19 protein-coding genes are annotated in these 17,472 nt (G+C 55.7%); 5 read left to right on the top strand and 14 right to left on the bottom strand.

Going from position 1 to position 17,472, the window contains the following annotated elements:
* Positions 1-134 precede the first annotated feature (134 nt).
* From L579_RS22210 to L579_RS22190, 5 genes are read right to left on the bottom strand one after another with little or no spacing between them, the layout of a single operon-like run.
* The gene (locus tag L579_RS22210) at positions 135-914 is read right to left on the bottom strand and encodes a heme ABC transporter ATP-binding protein (protein ID WP_036628102.1); all 780 of its coding nucleotides are present in this window, start codon (positions 912-914) and stop codon (positions 135-137) included.
* Positions 907-1,908 (bottom strand): FecCD family ABC transporter permease, encoded by a 1,002-nt coding sequence (locus L579_RS22205; protein ID WP_021186386.1) that lies wholly within the window; start codon positions 1,906-1,908, stop codon positions 907-909. Before L579_RS22205 ends, L579_RS22210 begins: the two co-directional genes overlap by 8 nt.
* The gene (locus L579_RS22200; RefSeq protein ID WP_021186385.1) at positions 1,901-2,725 is read right to left on the bottom strand and encodes a heme/hemin ABC transporter substrate-binding protein; all 825 of its coding nucleotides are present in this window, start codon (positions 2,723-2,725) and stop codon (positions 1,901-1,903) included. The genes L579_RS22205 and L579_RS22200 overlap by 8 nt, the downstream gene beginning before the upstream one ends.
* Positions 2,722-3,753 (bottom strand): hemin-degrading factor, encoded by a 1,032-nt coding sequence (locus L579_RS22195; RefSeq protein ID WP_021186384.1) that lies wholly within the window; start codon positions 3,751-3,753, stop codon positions 2,722-2,724. Before L579_RS22195 ends, L579_RS22200 begins: the two co-directional genes overlap by 4 nt.
* Before the next feature lie 51 nt (positions 3,754-3,804).
* A complete protein-coding gene (locus tag L579_RS22190) occupies positions 3,805-6,201 on the bottom strand; it encodes a TonB-dependent receptor domain-containing protein (protein WP_021186383.1) in 2,397 nt (798 codons plus the stop codon).
* 245 nt (positions 6,202-6,446) lie between these two features.
* Between L579_RS22190 and L579_RS22185 the strand changes: the two genes are divergently transcribed.
* A complete protein-coding gene (locus L579_RS22185; RefSeq protein ID WP_021186382.1) occupies positions 6,447-6,734 on the top strand; it encodes a SelT/SelW/SelH family protein in 288 nt (95 codons plus the stop codon).
* Between the two features lie 80 nt (positions 6,735-6,814).
* Here the strand turns inward: L579_RS22185 and L579_RS22180 are convergent, their stop codons facing one another.
* The 8 genes from L579_RS22180 to L579_RS22145 form a co-directional block, all read right to left on the bottom strand.
* Positions 6,815-7,690: a LysR family transcriptional regulator gene (locus L579_RS22180; protein ID WP_021186381.1), complete on the bottom strand. Its 876-nt coding sequence runs from the start codon at positions 7,688-7,690 to the stop codon at positions 6,815-6,817.
* Between the two features lie 69 nt (positions 7,691-7,759).
* Positions 7,760-8,482, bottom strand: a complete 723-nt coding sequence (locus L579_RS22175; RefSeq protein ID WP_021186380.1) for a DUF554 domain-containing protein — start codon at positions 8,480-8,482, stop codon at positions 7,760-7,762.
* 10 nt (positions 8,483-8,492) lie between these two features.
* Entirely contained in the window at positions 8,493-9,071 is a 579-nt protein-coding gene (locus L579_RS22170) for a UbiX family flavin prenyltransferase (RefSeq protein WP_021186379.1), read from the bottom strand.
* Positions 9,072-9,082: 11 nt separating this feature from the next.
* A complete protein-coding gene (locus tag L579_RS22165) occupies positions 9,083-10,564 on the bottom strand; it encodes a UbiD family decarboxylase (protein WP_021186378.1) in 1,482 nt (493 codons plus the stop codon).
* A 195-nt stretch (positions 10,565-10,759) separates the two neighbouring features.
* Positions 10,760-11,299 carry a PadR family transcriptional regulator gene (locus L579_RS22160; protein ID WP_021186377.1) on the bottom strand — a complete coding sequence of 180 codons (540 nt, stop codon included), beginning with the start codon at positions 11,297-11,299 and terminating at the stop codon, positions 10,760-10,762.
* Between the two features lie 92 nt (positions 11,300-11,391).
* Positions 11,392-12,180: a siderophore-interacting protein gene (locus L579_RS22155; RefSeq protein WP_021186376.1), complete on the bottom strand. Its 789-nt coding sequence runs from the start codon at positions 12,178-12,180 to the stop codon at positions 11,392-11,394.
* 20 nt (positions 12,181-12,200) lie between these two features.
* Positions 12,201-12,995, bottom strand: a complete 795-nt coding sequence (locus L579_RS22150) for an SDR family oxidoreductase (RefSeq protein WP_235056640.1) — start codon at positions 12,993-12,995, stop codon at positions 12,201-12,203.
* Positions 12,937-13,380, bottom strand: a complete 444-nt coding sequence (locus L579_RS22145; protein ID WP_021186374.1) for a GlcG/HbpS family heme-binding protein — start codon at positions 13,378-13,380, stop codon at positions 12,937-12,939. The genes L579_RS22150 and L579_RS22145 overlap by 59 nt, the downstream gene beginning before the upstream one ends.
* A gap of 370 nt (positions 13,381-13,750) precedes the next feature.
* On the opposite strand from L579_RS22145, the gene L579_RS22140 reads away from it, so the two are divergent.
* The 4 genes from L579_RS22140 to L579_RS22125 are packed head-to-tail and all read left to right on the top strand — an operon-like array spanning position 13,751 to position 17,168.
* A complete protein-coding gene (locus tag L579_RS22140; RefSeq protein ID WP_369758295.1) occupies positions 13,751-14,644 on the top strand; it encodes a metal ABC transporter substrate-binding protein in 894 nt (297 codons plus the stop codon).
* A gap of 3 nt (positions 14,645-14,647) precedes the next feature.
* Positions 14,648-15,469, top strand: a complete 822-nt coding sequence (locus L579_RS22135) for a manganese/iron ABC transporter ATP-binding protein (protein ID WP_021186372.1) — start codon at positions 14,648-14,650, stop codon at positions 15,467-15,469.
* Positions 15,470-15,471: 2 nt separating this feature from the next.
* The gene (gene sitC / locus L579_RS22130) at positions 15,472-16,332 is read left to right on the top strand and encodes an iron/manganese ABC transporter permease subunit SitC (protein ID WP_021186371.1); all 861 of its coding nucleotides are present in this window, start codon (positions 15,472-15,474) and stop codon (positions 16,330-16,332) included.
* Entirely contained in the window at positions 16,326-17,168 is an 843-nt protein-coding gene (locus tag L579_RS22125) for a metal ABC transporter permease (protein ID WP_021186370.1), read from the top strand. Before sitC ends, L579_RS22125 begins: the two co-directional genes overlap by 7 nt.
* On the opposite strand, the gene L579_RS22120 is transcribed toward L579_RS22125, so the two are convergent.
* Positions 17,165-17,374, bottom strand: coding sequence for a hypothetical protein (locus L579_RS22120; RefSeq protein ID WP_021186369.1), 210 nt, complete (start codon positions 17,372-17,374; stop codon positions 17,165-17,167). The genes L579_RS22125 and L579_RS22120 overlap by 4 nt on opposite strands.
* Positions 17,375-17,472: the final 98 nt, after the last annotated feature.

Raw genomic sequence — 17,472 nt, 5'->3', positions numbered from 1 at the left:
AAACGGAGGGCTTTAAGCTACGGCACAAGATCGAGTCTTAAGCGGCGCGACAAGCTGCCTCCGTTTCGTGTAACGGGTAGCTAACCAGTTACAACTTCAAGATACAAGCGGCGCGATTTATCGCGCAATGTCACTCAGGCGCGTAACTGAATTTGCGGTCTGCCCTGCTCCGCTTGCCGTACCACGTCCAGCTCCGCCTGATACCATCGCGTCAGTGTCTGCTCGGTCATCACCTCATGCGGTGTCCCCTCTGCCACCAGTTTTCCCTGATGCAACAACAGGATACGATCAGACCACAATGAAGCCAGATTGAGATCGTGCAATACGGTACATACGCTAAACCGGCCATTACGCGTTAAGCGATGCAGCAGACGCAGGCTATGCTGCTGCCAGAACAGATCCAGTGCCGAAGTAGGTTCATCGAGGAACAGCCAGCCACGCGGACCATCCGCATGCCACAACTGCGCCAGCACACGCGCCAACTGCACGCGCTGCTGCTCACCACCGGACAGCGAGCGATAATCACGTCGTGCCAACTCAAGGCTACCGGTGATATGCATCACCTCCTCAATCACCGCCTTCGCTCCCGTGGTCGGCCAGGGCGCACGTCCCATCCCCACCACATCTTCAGCTGGCATCGGGAAGGTCATGGTGTTTTGCTGGCGCATCACTGCACGACGCTGGGCCAGCGGTTCACGCGGCCAGTCTGCCAGCGGGCGATCACCCAGCCAGCACTCCCCTGCATCCGGTGTAAGGAAGCCGGTTAACAGACGCAGCAACGTAGATTTACCGGCACCGTTCGGGCCGATTAACGCCACCATATTGCCCGGTTCGAGAGTCACCGAAACATTATCAATCAGCGCCCGTGCGCCGTGGCTAAATTGCAGACCGCGCGCCTGCATCCGATCACTCATTTATCCCTCTCTGTTGACGCAGGATCAGCCAAAGAAACCACGGGCCGCCAATCAGGCTGGTTAACAGACCCACCGGCATTTCTGCCGGGATCACCACCGTGCGCGCCAGAGTATCCGCCAGCAGCAACAGGATCGCCCCTGCCAGCGCCGATCCCGGCAACATCCAGCGATGATCGCTCCCCAGACAGAAACGCATCACATGCGGCACCACCAGCCCGACAAAGCCGATAATCCCGCTGACCGAAACGGCCGTTCCCACCAGCAACGCGCTCAGCACCAGCAGCTGACGCTGGGTGCGTTTTACATCGATCCCCATGTAATGCGCGTCTTCTTCACCGAGTTGCAGCAGGTTAAGACGGCGCGCACGCGTCTGGATGGCAATCAGCGTCGGTAAAATCAGCAGCGCACATACCGTCAGGCTCGGCCACTGCGCGGAGCTGAGGCTGCCCATGCCCCACAGCGCCAACTGACGCAACTGTTGATCATTGCTGATCCACGACAGTACCCCGACCGCCGCGCCACACAACGCGTTAATGGCGATGCCCACCAACAGCAGACGCGACAGGTTACCCAGTGCCAGCCGACTAAAGCTGAAGATCAGCAACGTCACCACCAGGCTGCCGATAAAGGCCGCCAGCATGGGCAGCCACAACGCGAGAATGGGTGGCAAAGCCACCGGCACAATAATCGCCAGGGCCACTGCCAGACCGGCTCCGCTGCTGATACCCAGCAATCCCGGATCGGCCAGCGGGTTGCGAAACAGCCCCTGCATCACCGCACCGGATACCGCCAGCGCCATGCCAAGCAGTACCGCCAGCAATACACGCGGCAGACGGATATTCAGCCAGATCTGCCACACCATATCGCTGAGCGGCGCATGCCACAGGGTGCGGATCGAGAGCGGCATCGCGCCAAAATTGGCGGCCATCAACATACATATCACCATGCTGACGGCCATCAGGCTCAGCCAGCGCAGCAGTGCAACGCTAGTCATGTTTGGCCGCTTCAGCTGCACGACGTAGCTTGACGATGGCATCTGGCGTGTCCAGGCCAAAGCTCAGCAATGCCATCTCATCCACCACCAGCAACGCGTGATGCTGTCCGGCTGGCGTCAGCGCCAGTCCCGGCAGCGACCAGACTTTCTCCTCACCACCGAGGGTGCGCAGGCCATCCTGACCCACCACCACCAGATCCGGTGCCGCAGCCACCACACCCTCCTGCGACAGCGGCTGATAATGCGGCACTGCCGCCATTGCATTCACCAGACCGGCACTGCGAATCGCGCCATCTGCCCCGGTTTGCGATCCCGCCGCCAGGGTGTTCATGCCGCTGTGCGCCATGATAAACAGGACCTTCACCGGCAGTGGCTGGCTCGGCAGTTGCGCCAGTTGTTTCTGCACTTGCTCGGTCAGGGCATTGGCCGCTTCTACACGATGCAGCGCTTTGCCGATGGTGGCGATTTTTTCCGGGATCGCCTCAATGCTGTTTTTGCCGGTAACTTCCACCACCTTTACCCCCGCCTGCGCCACCTGTTGCAGCACCAGCGATGGTTTTGCCAGTTCACTACTCAGCACCAGCGTCGGTTTCAGCGCCAGAATGCCTTCCGCATTCAACTGACGCATATAACCGATGTTCGGCAGTTTATTCGCCTGGGCAGGCTGCTGGCTGGTACTGTCGCGCGCCACCAGGTCCTGCTGAGCATCCAGCGCATAGATGATTTGCGTGACATCTCCGCCAATGGAAACCACGCGTTCCGCTGCCAGCGTCGGCAGTGCCAGCGCAGTCAGCAACAACAGGGTCAGACGTTTCATGCGACAGCTCCTGGGGTGGTAAGCAATGCCAGCTGTTCACGCCAGCGCGCCTGCTCCGGCGTACCTTCGCTGCGCTGGCCGTAAAGTTGCGCGATCTGAGTGCCGTCAGCGGCGAACAGTTCAAGGCTGGTGACGAAACCATCGCCGCTCTGCTTACGCGTCACCCAACTTTCGCTGATGTGGTCCGCCAGCAGATGGAGCGTGAACGCCGGGTTGAAGATGTTGATCCAGTTATCCATCGGCATCAGTTTTTCTACCGCGCCGGTGAAGATCTGGGTGCAGCCACGGTTGCCGACAAAGATCATGATTTCGTTGCCGTCCTGCTGCGCCTGGTTCAACAACTGGGCCAGCGAATCATTGCTGACCTGCCATGCCAGATCGTCTGCAACCGCGCGGAATGCCTGCTGACGTGAAATGTTATGGCGTTTCAGCAGGCCGAAGAATTGGTGCACATCGGTCATGGCACGCCATTCGGCTTCGATGGTGCTGGCATCCACGGTCGTGCTGTGCTGCGGGTGACTCGCTGGTGTCAGCTCCAGTGCGGCCTGGTCTGCGGTGGTGAACTGCGCTATCAGCGCATCCCAGGCAGCGATGTCGGTGTTGTCGGTGGTGTAGATTTTCAACACCGCGTCACCGTGCCTGTCAAAAATCTGCATACTTTGACGTTCACCGCGTGCAGTCATCTCTTGCAGGAAGAAGGCGCTATGCCACTGCTGAGGAAACAGACGCTGGTCCAGTGCGCGCGGGTTGAGGATCAGTCCGGCATGTTCGCCGAGGTGCAGGTTTTCATATTTGCCAACCTGCTCGTGCACCGCATATTCATTGCGGGTGATGCTTTTGGTTTCACCCACCGCTTCGAGGGCGGCCAGCAGTGCCGGGAAATCGGTTTTCAGCGCTTTTGCATCGTGGCCGACGCGCGCCTCACAGAGTTGCGCTTCGCCAATGCCCATCAGCGCCGCCAGATCGCGGGCGTATTTTTTTGGATGTTCGCCTTTCAGGGCCAGATAGTGTTCGTAACGTTCGTTCATTGCGCATGCTCCATGAAAATGCCCTGCGTTGCCGCAGGGCGAAGTGATTTATTAGAAATCGACGTTCACACCCAACTGGAAGGTGCGTCCGGGCATCACAGCAAGCTGTGAATCATAGTAGTTCTGATCGGTTTTGCTGGTGGTGGATTCCAGATCGCGGCTGCTCAGATAATCCCAGTATTTGCGGTCCGTCAGGTTGTAGATACCGCCACTGATCTTGACGTTTTTGGTGACGCGGTAGTAAGCCGTCAGGTCAACCAACGCATAACCGGGGATATTCTGGTAGTAGGTATTGCTGGTGGTGCCAATCGCGCTGCCAGCATTGGTATAGGTCTGACGCTGGGTATACGTTGCACGCTTACCATGATTAAAGGTAGCGGTAACGGCTGCACCGTAGCGCTGATCCGGATCGTCATAGGCCACACCGGTAATCAGACGCATCGGCGGCACACTCTCCAACGGCACGTATTTATCACCCAGGTAGCTGGACTTGGACGCGCCCTGCGCATAACCAAATGCCAGACGTGCGCTCAGGCCATCGACTTCTGGCACCCATGTGCCGATGTTGAACTTGCTACCGAATTCCGCGCCGTAGATATAGGCTTTGTCACGGTTTTCTGCACGGTAAGCAATGCCAATGTTGCTCGGGATGTCAGTAAAGACTTCCGGATTCGAACTACGGCTGTAACGGGTGTAATCGATAAAGTTTTTGTAGCTGTTGTAGAAGGTTGCCGCAGAGAAGGTGATCCCTTCAACCGCTTCGCCTTTCAGACCGAACTCAAAGTTGTTGCTGGTTTCCGTTTTCAGGTCGGTGTTACCCAACAGCGCATACTGATTTGAACCACCATAATTGGAGGTCAAGTTCCATGAACCGTACAACTGGCTTGGGTTCGGGAACTGTGCGCCGCGCTTGTATTGCAGGTAAGCCATCATTTTCGGCGTCAGGTTGTACTGGAAGGCAATTGACGGCAGCAGCTGGCCATCACTGAAGCTTTTGCCATACAGCGTTGACACCGCACCCGTTGACACATCAGCATCCCCGCCCGAAATGCTGGAGAGGTTCTGCGGCTTGGTATTCTGATAAGCGTAACGCACGCCAGGAATCACGGAGAAGGTATGGCCGTTCAAATCCCAGCTCATGGTGTCTTCAACAAAAGCCCCGAAAGTCCAGCTACGGCTGTTGGCTTCTGGCGGAGTGATATTGTTGTAAGACGTCTGCGCCGGGTCCATCCAGTATGGACGCTCAGTTTTCGCGATGCTGGCGTTCAGACCATAGCTGAAGTTGTTAAACAGCCAGCTCTTTTCACCTTTGGTTTCAAAACCATAGGTTTTGGTGTTGTAGTCTGAATAGATATTGTGCGCTGCAACGGAACCGGCGACTGGCACGGCAGTATCATCGTGTGCCTGCGTTTCCTGGTAATAGATGCTGCTTTCAAGCGAATCTACCAGCAGGTTATTGTCCGGCGTCCAGAGATCTTTCAACATGCCACTCCAGCGACGAGTCTGGCTGCTCTGATCGGCACGGCCATAAATGGTCGTGGTGCCTGTGCCCCAGTAATCGAAGTTGGTGTGATTGGTTTTGTGGTAGTAGTCCAGCGTGGCGCTGAACTGATGCTCGCTGTTCGGCTGCCAGATTCCGGTGGCAGCGATGGCATCCGAGTGCCAGTTGGCCGGGTAGGCATCGATAGTGCCGCTATTGTTACGGGTTTCCTGACCGTCACGACGGCTAATCACCACGATACCACGCAGGGTTTCATCACCTGCTGCGGCGGTGATGCCATTGTGCCAGCTACGGTTGGAAGAATCGTAGTCGCTTTGATAACCGAAGTAGGTCTGCTTAGTTGGCGACAGGTAATCATCCGGTGATTTGGGACGGAAGGACACCGAGCCACCGAGGGCGTTATTCTTGTAGGAAACATCGGTCGCACCGGAAACAATACCGACTGAGCCATACATGTAAGGATCGATATAGTCGCGGCCAATCCCGAAGGTGCCTGAACCGGTGCGGCCTACGGAGCTACGCCCCGTTGCAAAAGGCTGTTCGATACCGTCTACGTCGATAGAGACACGGTTATCTTCCAGGCCACGGATGTTATAACCGGTATAACCACCACGGTCGCCAGTGTAGCCGCTTTTGCCGGTGTTACTACCGCCTGCGGCGCCCGGCGCGCTAACCAGCGGCTGATAACGCATAATTGAACCGAAATCATTACCACCCTGCTTTTGCATTTCTTCAGCTGAGATGGTGTTACGGCTGCCAGCAACCAACGGTTGTTTCGGTGCAGTAACGGTCATCACCGGTTCATTGGTGGTGGTTTTCTTGCCTGAAATGGTCAGATCTTGATTATCGCTGGTCGCTGCATAGCCACAAGCCGCGTGAATCGCTGACGCTAAGATCGCCGTTTTGAAAAGACGCTGGTGAGTTAACCCCGAAAATAATGAGGACATAGACGCGAAATACCTGGTTAATTGTTAGTATTCGCTCACTTGCTTGCTGCCAGAAAACCACAGGTTTTGTATATAAAACCGTAAAAAGTTACAGACTTTTTTTATGTTATAAATGATTTCGTCAGGAATGTAATGTAAGTGGTAATCATTATCAATAGCATTTACACTAAGATGTATCTTAGACAGCACAATTTGTTAACCATAGTTAACTTATTACTAATCAATTAATTAAGATGAGCGATGACATGGCACAGAAACCCGCGGTGAATATTCATTACTGTACGCAATGCAACTGGTTGCTGCGTTCAGCGTGGATGGCGCAGGAATTGCTGCATACTTTTGCTGATGATTTAGCTTCGGTGACGTTACAACCCGGCACCGGAGGCGTGTTTGAAATCACCATCGATGGCAACGTGATTTGGGAACGCAAGCAGGAAGGCGGCTTCCCCGATGCGGCGGCGTTAAAGCAGCGGGTGCGGGATTATTGCTTCCCGGATCGGGAGCTGGGCCATGTGGATAAGAAAAAAAACTAGCGAGCCGAATCGTGGCGGTGCGATTTATCGCGCTCTTTTACAACCGCACCGCAGCCAAAAACGCGCGATAAATCGCGCCGCTACGCCACTTCATGTTCCAGCGGCCACAGCAGGCGATCCTGCGCGGTGCTCAACGCAACAATCGCCGGATGGTAAATCGCGAAGGGTTCCGCCAGTGGACACACCATATATCTGCCCTGCGCACTGGGGATAAACTCCGAGCGCGGTAAAAAGGCCGCGCCATCAAACCCCTGCTCCATCATTTCCAGCACCAGACGGGGTTCGGATACCTTGATACTGATGTTCACCTGTTCAAGGCTACTGAACAGCTTACTGCGCAGCACTTCATAGGTTCCTTCCCCACCAATGCGGTGTAGCAGAATCAGTGGAATGCCGCTGAGATCGGCAAACTGCAACGCTTTTCCCGCCAGCATTGGCGCGTAATGTGAAGAGATCACCGCAATGGTATCAATCGGTTCCAGCTCACGCACAAACCACGCCTGACGATCGCCAGGGGTTTGCATCAGCGCAATATCAACGGTGTTATCCAGCAGCATCGCTTCCAGATGGCTGGAGTCAGACACGATAACGTTAATATCCCAGTCGGGGCGGTTGCGGTAGTAATCCATCAGGATGGTATTGAAATAGCGCAGATACAGGTAGGAGATACCGATATTCACCCTACGCTGCTTACGTGTGGCAATGGTGATGGTCTGACGCTTCAGTTGATTGACCCGGCTCAGGATGTCACATGCCTGACGATAAAGAAAAGTTCCGGCCTCGGTCAGCACCATACGGCGTGGGGTGCGGGTAAACAGCGGCGAACCAATTTCCTCTTCCAGTTCCTGGAGACGTTTACCCAGCGGCGGTTGTGCGATGTTCAATAGCTTTGCGGCTTTACTGATGGAGCCCTGTTCCGCTATTGTGCAAAAGTAATGCAATCGTTTGAGATCCATGATGCTCCGCGCCTCCTCGCGCCTGATACGACATGGCTAACCCCGATCCAACCGCGGCTGTCGTACTGCTTAATGAATAAACATCGTCCACAGATGGCTGATCGGCATCACCAGCACCAGCGCGGGTAACATATTCGCCACCGGGAATGATTTAATTCCGGCGATACGGAAACCCGCCGCCAACATGATAAATCCACCCGCCGCGGTAAAGTCACTCATCATGGTTGCGGTGGTGTGCGGCATAATCAGCACTGCGGCTGACGCCAGCGCCAGCTGAATGATGAGTTGCGGTACGGCAATCACCGCTACTGCATAACCCAGCAAGGTAGCAAAAATCGCGGCGGTGAAGATATCCATAATGGATTTAACAAACAGGATATTGGGATCGTGTGTCATCCCTTCGGTCATCGCCCCGATAATGCCGGTACCGCTGGCGCAGAACAACACCATAATCGCCACGTACTTCTCGGTAAAGGCCGCGCCCGTCAGACCGGTTTCGGTTTGTTCACCCTGGAAACGCCCAACCAGCCCTTTTGCCAGATTACCGAGGCGGCCAATTTTCTCCTCCAGAAACACCAGTTCACCGAGAGCGGCACCGATAATCAGCGCCAGAATCACCGCCGGTAAGCTGTGAATCTTACCAATCAATACAATCCCGAGGCCCATCGACGACAGGCCGAAGGTCATCGGCAGTGCTACGCGTAAGCGTTCCGGCACTTTGGTGCCGAGAAAAGCGCCTGCCATCCCACCAATCAGCACGGCGCTGCCGTTGACAAAGGGTCCCACTACCATAATTTACTCCTTAGGCTTCATTATGTTTTTCACCCCAGCGTTTCAGGTTGCCGACGTCGAGATCAAACAGGTCGAGGGCACGCGATACGCTGTGATGCACCATTTCATCCACGGATTGTGGCTTCTGGTAAAAGGCCGGAACTGGCGGATAAACGATCCCGCCCATTTCCGTCACTGCCGCCATATTGCGGATGTGCACCAGATTGAGCGGCGTCTCACGTACCATCAGCACCAGCCGACGCCGCTCTTTCAGGATCACATCTGCCGCACGGGTCAGCAGATTGCCGGTCAGCCCATGTGCGATGGACGCCAGCGAATTCATTGAGCAGGGCGCAATCAGCATGCCGAGGGTCTTAAACGAGCCGCTGGAGATCGAGGCGCCGAGATTGCTGATGCTGTGCACCTCATCCGCCAAATCGGTAATCTCCTGCCGCTGCCAGGTGGTTTCCATGGAACGCGTCACCTCTGCACCTTTGGTCACCACCAGATGCACCTCAATATCCTGATCGCGCAGCAGTTGCAGCGCCTTCATGCCGTACTGAAAACCGGATGCGCCACTAATGCCGACGATAATGCGCCTTCTGCTCACTACAACCTCACTTACTCAAAATCGGGAAGGAAACGTTTTACATCTACCTCTTTGAACTTCGAACGTTCAAAGTGGGCTTTCATATGCCACGGCACGGTGCAGTCAAAGATGGTTTTGGTGGTCATCCCTTGCTGGGTAATGCTGGCGCTGTAGCCTGGCTGCTGCGATGGGTCGAGCGGATGGCAACGCACCCCGGCGATGGTGGCGATATCGACATCGCCCTGGAAGCGGGTCTGCATGGCCCACAGGATGTCGTCGGTGTCGAACACGTCCACGTCGTCATCCACCAGAATGACGTGTTTCAGTTCTGAGAACGCGGCAAAAGCAATCAGGGCAGCCTGACGCTGACGACCTTCATCCACTGGCGCAGATTTTTTAAACTGGATCACCGCCAGCAATTTGCCGCCACCGGAGGTGTGCGCATTGACGTTCAGCACACGGCCTGGCATCGCGCGTTCCAGCATATCGAGAATACTGGCTTCGGTCGGGATACCGGCCATGCTGACGTGTTCGCCGCTTGGACCAAGGGTGGTTTGCAGAATCGGATGTTTACGGTGCGTCACCGCTTTCACTTTGATGACCGGCAGCTCGGCTTTCGCTTCGCCGGTATAACCCGGGAATTCCGGCATCGCTTTGCCGGTGTTGGTGTTCTGGTCTTCACGCACCCGCACATTTGGCAGCAGCTCGCCTTCAATCACGATTTCAGCGTGTGCAATGGCTTTCTCGTTGATGCTGACGCAAGGTGCCAGTTCCACCGGTTTGCCACGCAGTGCACCGGCAATGCTCAGTTCGTTAAAGCCCAGTGGAGTTGTTGGCGGCTCAAAGCAGGCGGCGATTTCGATTGCCGGGTCAACACCGATGCTGATGGAGATCGGCAGCGGTTTGCCGGCCTTTTCGGCTTTCTCACGGAAGGCATCAATATGGCGGCCTGGGGTCAGCCACATCGACAGTTCGTCGCGGCTCTGGATGCACAGACGGTGAATGGTGATATCCGATTCGTGAGTTTCCGGGTCGGAGGCGTAGCACATCCCCATGGTGAAGTAAGGACCGGCATCCTCTTCGGTATTGGTTGGCGCTGGCAGCAGGGTACGCAGATCAAAATTAGGGTCTTCCGCGTAATGCACCACTTCCTGACACAAGGGTTTCTCGCTGATCACTACCGGTGCCACCGCGTGATGCACCGAATCTTTCAGCAGAAAACCAAGTTTTTCCGGCGCGCAATCCAGCAGATGACCAACACGTTCACGAGTGGACATCAGGCCGGTCACCACGCGCACATCAGGAAAACCTTTCACCTTGTTGAACATCATCGCCGGGCCTTTGCGCGTCGGACGTTCACAGGTGCCGCCAGCACCAACATAGCGGTATACGCCGGAGAGTTCCGCATGGGGGTCGACTTCGGTATCGGTACTGACGAATTCGCCTTTCAGACTTTGCAGCAATGCGATAGCCGAACGCAGATCATGCACCGGCTGTTTTTTTGTTTCAGACATATTCTTTTCCCTTAACGCTTCAGAGTGAATGCGATGAGGGGAAAGTAGCGCTGAATAATTGCGGGAAAAACTACCGTTTATATTTACCACCCAAACCTTTTTGGTTTGGATGATATTTATGCTACAGGTTTGTTTTTATTTGTTTATTTAAATAAAACAATGTTGCAACAAATTTCGGCGTAAAAATGACTTAGATCAACTCTTTGCAATTTTTTCCGCAGCTTCATTCAGTGCGGAAATCACAATATTCAATGCATCTTCAGAAATATTTTCCTGCGCCAGACGATGATTTAACGTGAATTTAATATTGTGAATTGCCTGTTCTACTGCCGGAATGCTGCGATTATTTACCAGAATAGCCAGCGAGGTTAAGCGGCTAATAATGGTATCCACATTTTCACGATTTTCAGCCAGCAGCGCGCGGCCACTGTCGTTAAGCGTGTAGGCTTTACGCGACTCCTGCGCATCCACCACGCGAATGGCATCGGTTTCTTCCAGCAGCGTCAGGTTGGGGTAGATAATACCGGGACTGGGGGAGTATTCCCCTTTGGAGAGTTCTTCAACCGATTTGATCAGCTCATAGCCGTGAGCGTCGCTCTGGGCAAGAAAGTGCAACATCAACAGGCGGATATCGCTGGCATCAAGCATACGTTCCCGACGCTTTTTGCGTGCGCCTGCACAAAATGCACGCTGGGCGTGGTCGCCGTGCCAGGGAGAGTCGCGATGCTGTTTCATTGCCTGCCTGAGGGGTCGGTTAAGGGAGGTTGATAGTAGTCTGCCGCCTGGCAAAATTCAACACAGGCGGCAACTGGACGGGCAAGAGTCGGTTATTTCTGATGCCAGTAGGCGACAGCGCGAACAAAATCGGTATCTGCACCGCGACGCTGGGTAAAGTAATCGCTCAGCAGCTTCACCGCCTCACCTTCCCCGGTCAGCCAGATAAAGTATTCCTCGCTGGGGATCGAGATCTTATCCAGCTTTGCAATCAGCGCGCCGAGGTTATCGCTCTGCATGGTGCCGCTGCCCAGCCAGCTAATATTCACACCGTCGAGATCGCCCAGATAATCACGCCCGGTGGCCTCATCAACAAACGCCAGCAGATGCACCTCCTGCGCCTCAACTTCCGCCAGACGGCGTTTGATGGCAGGCAGGCCGGTTTCATCAAAGACATAAACCTGACAAGCATAATCGACCGGCACCACACAGGAGCCACGCGGGCCGCCCATCGCCAGCTGATCGCCCGGCTGTGCGTCGTTAGCCCAGCTACTGGCGACGCCGCCATCGTGGATATAGAAATCGAGGGTTAGCGAATCGACACCGTTAAATTCCAGCGGGGTGTAATCACGCGCGGCCGGACGTACGCCAGCAGGCCACACCACGCCCTCGTCGGTCATGGTCGGCAGTGTCAGCGCGCTACCCGGCTCCGGGAAGAACACTTTGATGTGGTCATCATAAGAAGGCGAGTTAAAACCGGCCAGATCGCTGCCGGTAAAAACGATACGCCAGAATTGCCCGGCGATGCGGGTTTTGCTCGCCACGGTAATGTGGCGAAAGCGCAGTTCATTGCGCACACGACGCGGTGCGCGTGGGTTGCCCGAAGAGGTCTGTTTTCTCAAGTCATATCTCCCTGCGAGGATCAGCCGAGCATAATGCCGCCGTCCACCGCAATTTGTTGTCCGGTAATAAAGTCGTTTTGTATTAAGAACAGATAAGCGCTGGCGAGTTCGTCAATCTCAGCGGTGCGTCCCAGCGGAATGATCTCAGCAAAGTGCTGCCGGGTTTGTTCCACCTGCTCCGCCGCCTGCTGTCGCCAGAACGGCGTCACCGTCCAGGTAGGGGCGACACAATTGACGCGCGCTTTGGGTGCCAGCTCCACCGCCAGGCCCTGCGCCAGCGACACAATGCCCTGGTTACCCACATAGCTGGCGCAGGCATCCTGAGCGCGGCCGCCGGTACCGGCGGTGAAGGTCAGAGAACCACCTGCCCGCACTTTTTCTGCCGCCAGTTTGCCAATCAGCACATTGGTGAGGAATTTTGAGTAAATCACTTTCTCAATCAGCGCCATATCGGCGCTGAGGAAACCACCGCCCATCGCATCGCCGACCATCGAAACCAGATGATCGAAGGCATCGAGCTGTTTAAACGCACTGCGCAGTGCGTCATGATCGTGTGCATCGACCACCAGCGTCGCTACCTGAGCGCCCTGCTGCGTCAGCGTGGCTTGCGCCTGTGCCAGACGTTCGGCATTGCGACCGAGAAGGGTCAGTTGCGCCCCCTGCGCTGCCGCCAGTTGAGCCACCTGCCAGCCAATGCCGGAGCTGCCGCCAATCACCACCAAATGTTTAGCCTGTAATGATGCCATTCCCTGCTCCTCAGAATGCAGCCAGCGCTTCAGCCGCCAGTTCAGCCACCAGCGAATCGTTCGCGCCATGTGCCCCGCTCACGCCTACCGCGCCAATGACCTCGCCGTGCAACCACAGCGGAATGCCGCCTTCCAGCGGCGTCACACCCGGTGTGGCAAGAAAACTCGGGCTGCCGCTGTTGATAAAGCTTTCAAACTCTTTCGAAGGAGCGCGCAGCAACGCGGCAGTCCGCGCTTTACCCTGCGCGACACTCGGGCTGATGCCAATTGCCGCATCGCTGCGGTCAAGACTGACCAACTCACCGGCGCGATCCACCACCGCTACGCTGATATGCCAGCCATGCTGTGCAGCGGTTTCCAGTGCTGCCGAGATAACGGTGCGTGCCGCCGCCAGCGAAATCGAGTGATAGGTCCGGGCCAGCACTGCGCTGGTCGATTCAGGTTTTTTTTCCATTATTTTGCCTCGCGTCGGGCGTCAGAAGCCCGCGCATGAATCAAATATGAAAGCGAAACTCATTCTCATCTGACGCTGGACAGAATAGTTATGATATATCTTAAGCGCAATGCCGAAAAATGCTATCTACATCCAGCTATCTGTAGCGGCGCGATTTATCGCGTGGAATTTCGTGCGGACTGATTCCCTCATCCCGGCCTTCTCCCACCAGCGGGAGAAGGAGAAGTGCAACCTATTTACTCCGCTTCGCCAGCGCATACACAGCTTTACACACCAGACCTTTCTCATTTCATTAGCAACTGCTATAAAGTATAGCAATTGCTATATCAGATCGATTTTCAATCACTTCGGGACTGACGGTATGAAAATGATGAAAGGAATCGTGCTCGGCGCGCTGCTGAGTACTTTGTTCAACCCCGGCGCTTATGCCCGCGAAAAACTGAAGGTCATCACCACCTTTACGGTGATCGCCGATATGGCGAAAAACGTCGCCGGGGATGCCGCAGAGGTGAGTTCCATCACCAAACCGGGGGCAGAAATTCATGAATACCAGCCGACGCCAGGCGATATCAAACGCGCGCAGGGTGCTCAGCTGATTCTCGCCAACGGGATGAACCTCGAACTGTGGTTCCGTCGTTTTTATCAGCACTTAAAAGATGTGCCCGAGGTTATCGTCACCCAGGGCGTGACACCGATGGGCATCACCGAAGGCCCGTACAACGGCAAACCGAATCCTCACGCCTGGATGTCACCCGATAACGCGCTGATTTACGTCGATAATATTCGCGATGCGCTGGTGAAATACGATCCAGACAATGCGGCGATCTATCAGCGCAACGCCGCCGCTTACAAACAAAAAATCACTGATACGCTGCAACCACTGCGTCAGCAGGTGGCACAACTGCCGGAAAACAAACGCTGGCTGGTGTCGAGCGAAGGTGCATTTTCCTATCTGGCGCGCGATCTGGGGCTGAAAGAACTCTATCTGTGGCCGATTAATGCCGATTCGCAAGGCACACCACAGCAGGTACGTCGGGTGATTGACCGCGTGCGTGCGGATCAGATCCCCGCCGTGTTCAGTGAAAGCACGGTATCCGATAAAGCGGCACGTCAGGTGGCACGCGAAACAGGCGCGCATTATGGCGGCGTGTTGTATGTCGACTCGCTGAGCGGCCCTGATGGCCCGGTGCCGACCTATCTCGACCTGCTCAACGTCACCACCCGCACCCTGGTGCAGGGCATCAAAGACGGTTTGAAGGAGTAATCCATGACAAAGCTGCCAGCGATTAGCGCTTCCGGGGTCAGCGTCACTTACCGTAACGGACACACGGCGCTGCGTGAGGCCAATTTTAACGTACCAGGCGGCTCGATCGCCGCCCTGGTCGGGGTTAACGGTTCCGGCAAATCAACGCTGTTCAAAGCGGTGATGGGCTTTGTGCGCCTGGCACAGGGAGAAATCCGCATTCTCGGCATGCCGACGCGCCAGGCGCTGCGGCGCAATCTGGTCGCCTACGTGCCCCAGGCCGAAGAGGTTGACTGGTCCTTTCCGGTGCTGGTCGAAGACGTGGTGATGATGGGGCGTTATGGCCATATGGGGATGCTGCGTATCGCCAAAGAGCACGATCACGCCATCGTCAATGCCGCTCTGGAACGGGTTGATATGCTGGCCTTTCGCCAACGCCAGATTGGCGAGCTGTCCGGTGGGCAGAAAAAACGCGTGTTTCTGGCACGCGCGATAGCTCAGCAGGGAGAAGTCATCCTGCTGGATGAACCTTTCACCGGGGTGGATGTGCAGACGGAGGCGAAGATCATCAGCCTGCTGGGTGAGCTGCGAGACGAGGGCAAAACCATGCTGGTATCGACCCATAACCTTGGTTCCGTTACCGAATTCTGTGACTACACGGTGATGGTGAAAGGCACGGTACTGGCAAGCGGCCCAACTGCCACCACCTTCACAGCAGAAAACCTCGAACGCGCTTTTAGCGGGGTGCTGCGCCATGTGGTGCTGAACGGCTCGGAAGACCGCATCATCACCGATGATGAACGGCCGTTTGTGTCACATCTGCCGCCAGGCAGCGAGAGGGCCTGACTATGCAATGGCTGATGGAACCCTTTACCTACCAATACATGCTGAACGCCATGTGGGTATCGGCACTGGTCGGCGGGATATGCGCTTTTCTCTCCTGCTACCTGATGCTGAAAGGTTGGTCGCTGATTGGCGATGCGTTGTCACACTCGATTGTGCCCGGTGTGGCAGGCGCATATATGCTGGGTTTACCCTTCGCCCTCGGTGCCTTTCTCTCGGGAGGATTGGCCGCGGGCAGCATGTTGTTTCTCAACCACCGTACTCGCTTAAAAGAGGACGCGATTATCGGTCTGATTTTCTCCTCGTTCTTCGGCCTCGGGCTGTTTATGGTGTCGCTAAATCCGACCGCGGTGAATATCCAAACCATTGTATTAGGTAACATTCTCGCCATCGCTCCCGCCGATATCCTGCAACTGACGCTGATTGGCGCAGTCTCCATTTGCGTGCTGTTTTTCAAATGGAAAGATCTGCTGGTGACCTTTTTTGATGAGAACCATGCGCGCGCCATCGGCCTCAATCCACAACGGTTGAAGCTGCTGTTTTTCACCCTGCTGGCGCTTTCCACCGTGGCAGCGCTACAAACTGTCGGCGCATTTCTGGTGATCTGCCTGGTGGTGACACCAGGGGCTACCGCCTGGCTGTTGACCGATCGCTTCCCGCGCCTGCTGGCTATCGCCGTGGCTATCGGCAGCGTCACCAGTTTTCTTGGTGCCTGGGCCAGCTATTATCTTGACGGTGCCACCGGCGGCATCATCGTAGTGGCGCAAACGCTGTTGTTTTTGCTGGCATTTGTCTTTGCTCCGCAGCAGGGGCTGCTGGCGCAACGCCGCCGCGCACGCGCGCATCAGGAGGATATCCCATGCTGACGCTGCTGCTGGAACCTTTCCAGTTTGCCTTTATGAATCAGGCATTGTTGATTGCGCTGGTGGTGGCAATTCCCTGCGCGTTGTTATCCGTGTTTCTGGTGCTGAAAGGCTGGGCCTTGATGGGCGATGCCATGAGTCATGCGGTGTTTCCGGGGATTGTGCTGGCGTGGATACTCGGTCTGCCACTGGCGCTGGGCGCTTTTGTTGCCGGCGTATTTTGCGCTGTCGCCAGCGGCTACCTGAAGGACAACAGCCGCATCAAGCAGGATACGGTGATGGGCATTGTGTTTTCCGGGATGTTCGCGGTCGGGTTGATTCTGTATATCGCCACCAAACCGGAAGTCCATCTGGATCATATCCTGTTCGGCGATATGTTGGGCATCACCCTCAGCGACATGGTGCAAACCACGCTTATCGCAGCGGTGATTTTGCTGATCATGGCGGTGAAGTGGCGGGATTTTTTGTTGTTCTGCTTCGATCAACAACAGGCACAGGCCAGCGGCTTGCGTACCGGCTGGTTACATTACGGCCTGCTGTGCATGGTCGCGCTGACCATCGTCGCCACCATGAAGGCGGTGGGCATTATTTTGTCGGTGTCGTTGCTGATTGCGCCGGGGGCAATTGCCTTGCTGCTGACGCAACGCTTTTCACACGCGCTGATGGCGGCGGTGACGGTGGCGGTGCTGGTTTCGCTTAGCGGAGTGTATCTGTCGTTTTATCTGGATAGCGCACCTGCGCCCACCATCGTGGTGTTATTTTCCGCGGTGTTTATCGTCGCGTTTATCCGTGCCAGCTTGCTGGCGCGGCGGGCTGAACGTCAGACGCTGCAAACTTAGTTTTGCAGCGCGTCGTTGTGACCACACTCCAGCATGCCGCCATTATTTTGCGGTAACGGGTTATCACCGGAAATCTCATGCTGTTGGCAGCTCTGGTGCGGATGCAAACCGGCTGGCGGTGAGAATGGTTCAGAGAGCTGAGCGCCGGCAATAGCCGAAAACGCGGTCAGCGCTGTCACAAGGAACAACGGTAAAAGTCGCATCATTTTTCTTCTCTTTAGTGGTCCGGGCTGGACCAGGAATGCAGGTGATTATTCAGCCTGATTCGGGGGCGTCAGGGTTTTACGCGGGGGATCAGGTTTCG

The organism is Pantoea sp. AS-PWVM4 (assembly GCF_000468095.1).
Taxonomy (GTDB): Bacteria; Pseudomonadota; Gammaproteobacteria; order Enterobacterales; family Enterobacteriaceae; genus Pantoea; species Pantoea phytobeneficialis.
The sequence above is the reverse complement of the archived record's forward strand: the minus strand, read 5'-3'. Positions and strand labels throughout refer to the sequence as shown.

Bases quoted from the DNA above. Each gene is read 5' to 3' on its own strand.
- L579_RS22210 (WP_036628102.1), bottom strand. From the start codon at position 914: ATGAGTGATCGGATGCAGGCGCGCGGTCTGCAATTTAGCCACGGCGCA.
- L579_RS22205 (WP_021186386.1), bottom strand. From the start codon at position 1,908: ATGACTAGCGTTGCACTGCTGCGCTGGCTGAGCCTGATGGCCGTCAGC.
- L579_RS22200 (WP_021186385.1), bottom strand. From the start codon at position 2,725: ATGAAACGTCTGACCCTGTTGTTGCTGACTGCGCTGGCACTGCCGACG.
- L579_RS22195 (WP_021186384.1), bottom strand. From the start codon at position 3,753: ATGAACGAACGTTACGAACACTATCTGGCCCTGAAAGGCGAACATCCA.
- L579_RS22190 (WP_021186383.1), bottom strand. From the start codon at position 6,201: ATGTCCTCATTATTTTCGGGGTTAACTCACCAGCGTCTTTTCAAAACG.
- L579_RS22185 (WP_021186382.1), top strand. From the start codon at position 6,447: ATGGCACAGAAACCCGCGGTGAATATTCATTACTGTACGCAATGCAAC.
- L579_RS22180 (WP_021186381.1), bottom strand. From the start codon at position 7,690: ATGGATCTCAAACGATTGCATTACTTTTGCACAATAGCGGAACAGGGC.
- L579_RS22175 (WP_021186380.1), bottom strand. From the start codon at position 8,482: ATGGTAGTGGGACCCTTTGTCAACGGCAGCGCCGTGCTGATTGGTGGG.
- L579_RS22165 (WP_021186378.1), bottom strand. From the start codon at position 10,564: ATGTCTGAAACAAAAAAACAGCCGGTGCATGATCTGCGTTCGGCTATC.
- L579_RS22160 (WP_021186377.1), bottom strand. From the start codon at position 11,299: ATGAAACAGCATCGCGACTCTCCCTGGCACGGCGACCACGCCCAGCGT.
- L579_RS22150 (WP_235056640.1), bottom strand. From the start codon at position 12,995: ATGGCGCGAACGATTCGCTGGTGGCTGAACTGGCGGCTGAAGCGCTGG.
- L579_RS22145 (WP_021186374.1), bottom strand. From the start codon at position 13,380: ATGGAAAAAAAACCTGAATCGACCAGCGCAGTGCTGGCCCGGACCTAT.
- L579_RS22140 (WP_369758295.1), top strand. From the start codon at position 13,751: ATGAAAGGAATCGTGCTCGGCGCGCTGCTGAGTACTTTGTTCAACCCC.
- L579_RS22135 (WP_021186372.1), top strand. From the start codon at position 14,648: ATGACAAAGCTGCCAGCGATTAGCGCTTCCGGGGTCAGCGTCACTTAC.
- sitC (WP_021186371.1), top strand. From the start codon at position 15,472: ATGCAATGGCTGATGGAACCCTTTACCTACCAATACATGCTGAACGCC.
- L579_RS22125 (WP_021186370.1), top strand. From the start codon at position 16,326: ATGCTGACGCTGCTGCTGGAACCTTTCCAGTTTGCCTTTATGAATCAG.
- L579_RS22120 (WP_021186369.1), bottom strand. From the start codon at position 17,374: ATGATGCGACTTTTACCGTTGTTCCTTGTGACAGCGCTGACCGCGTTT.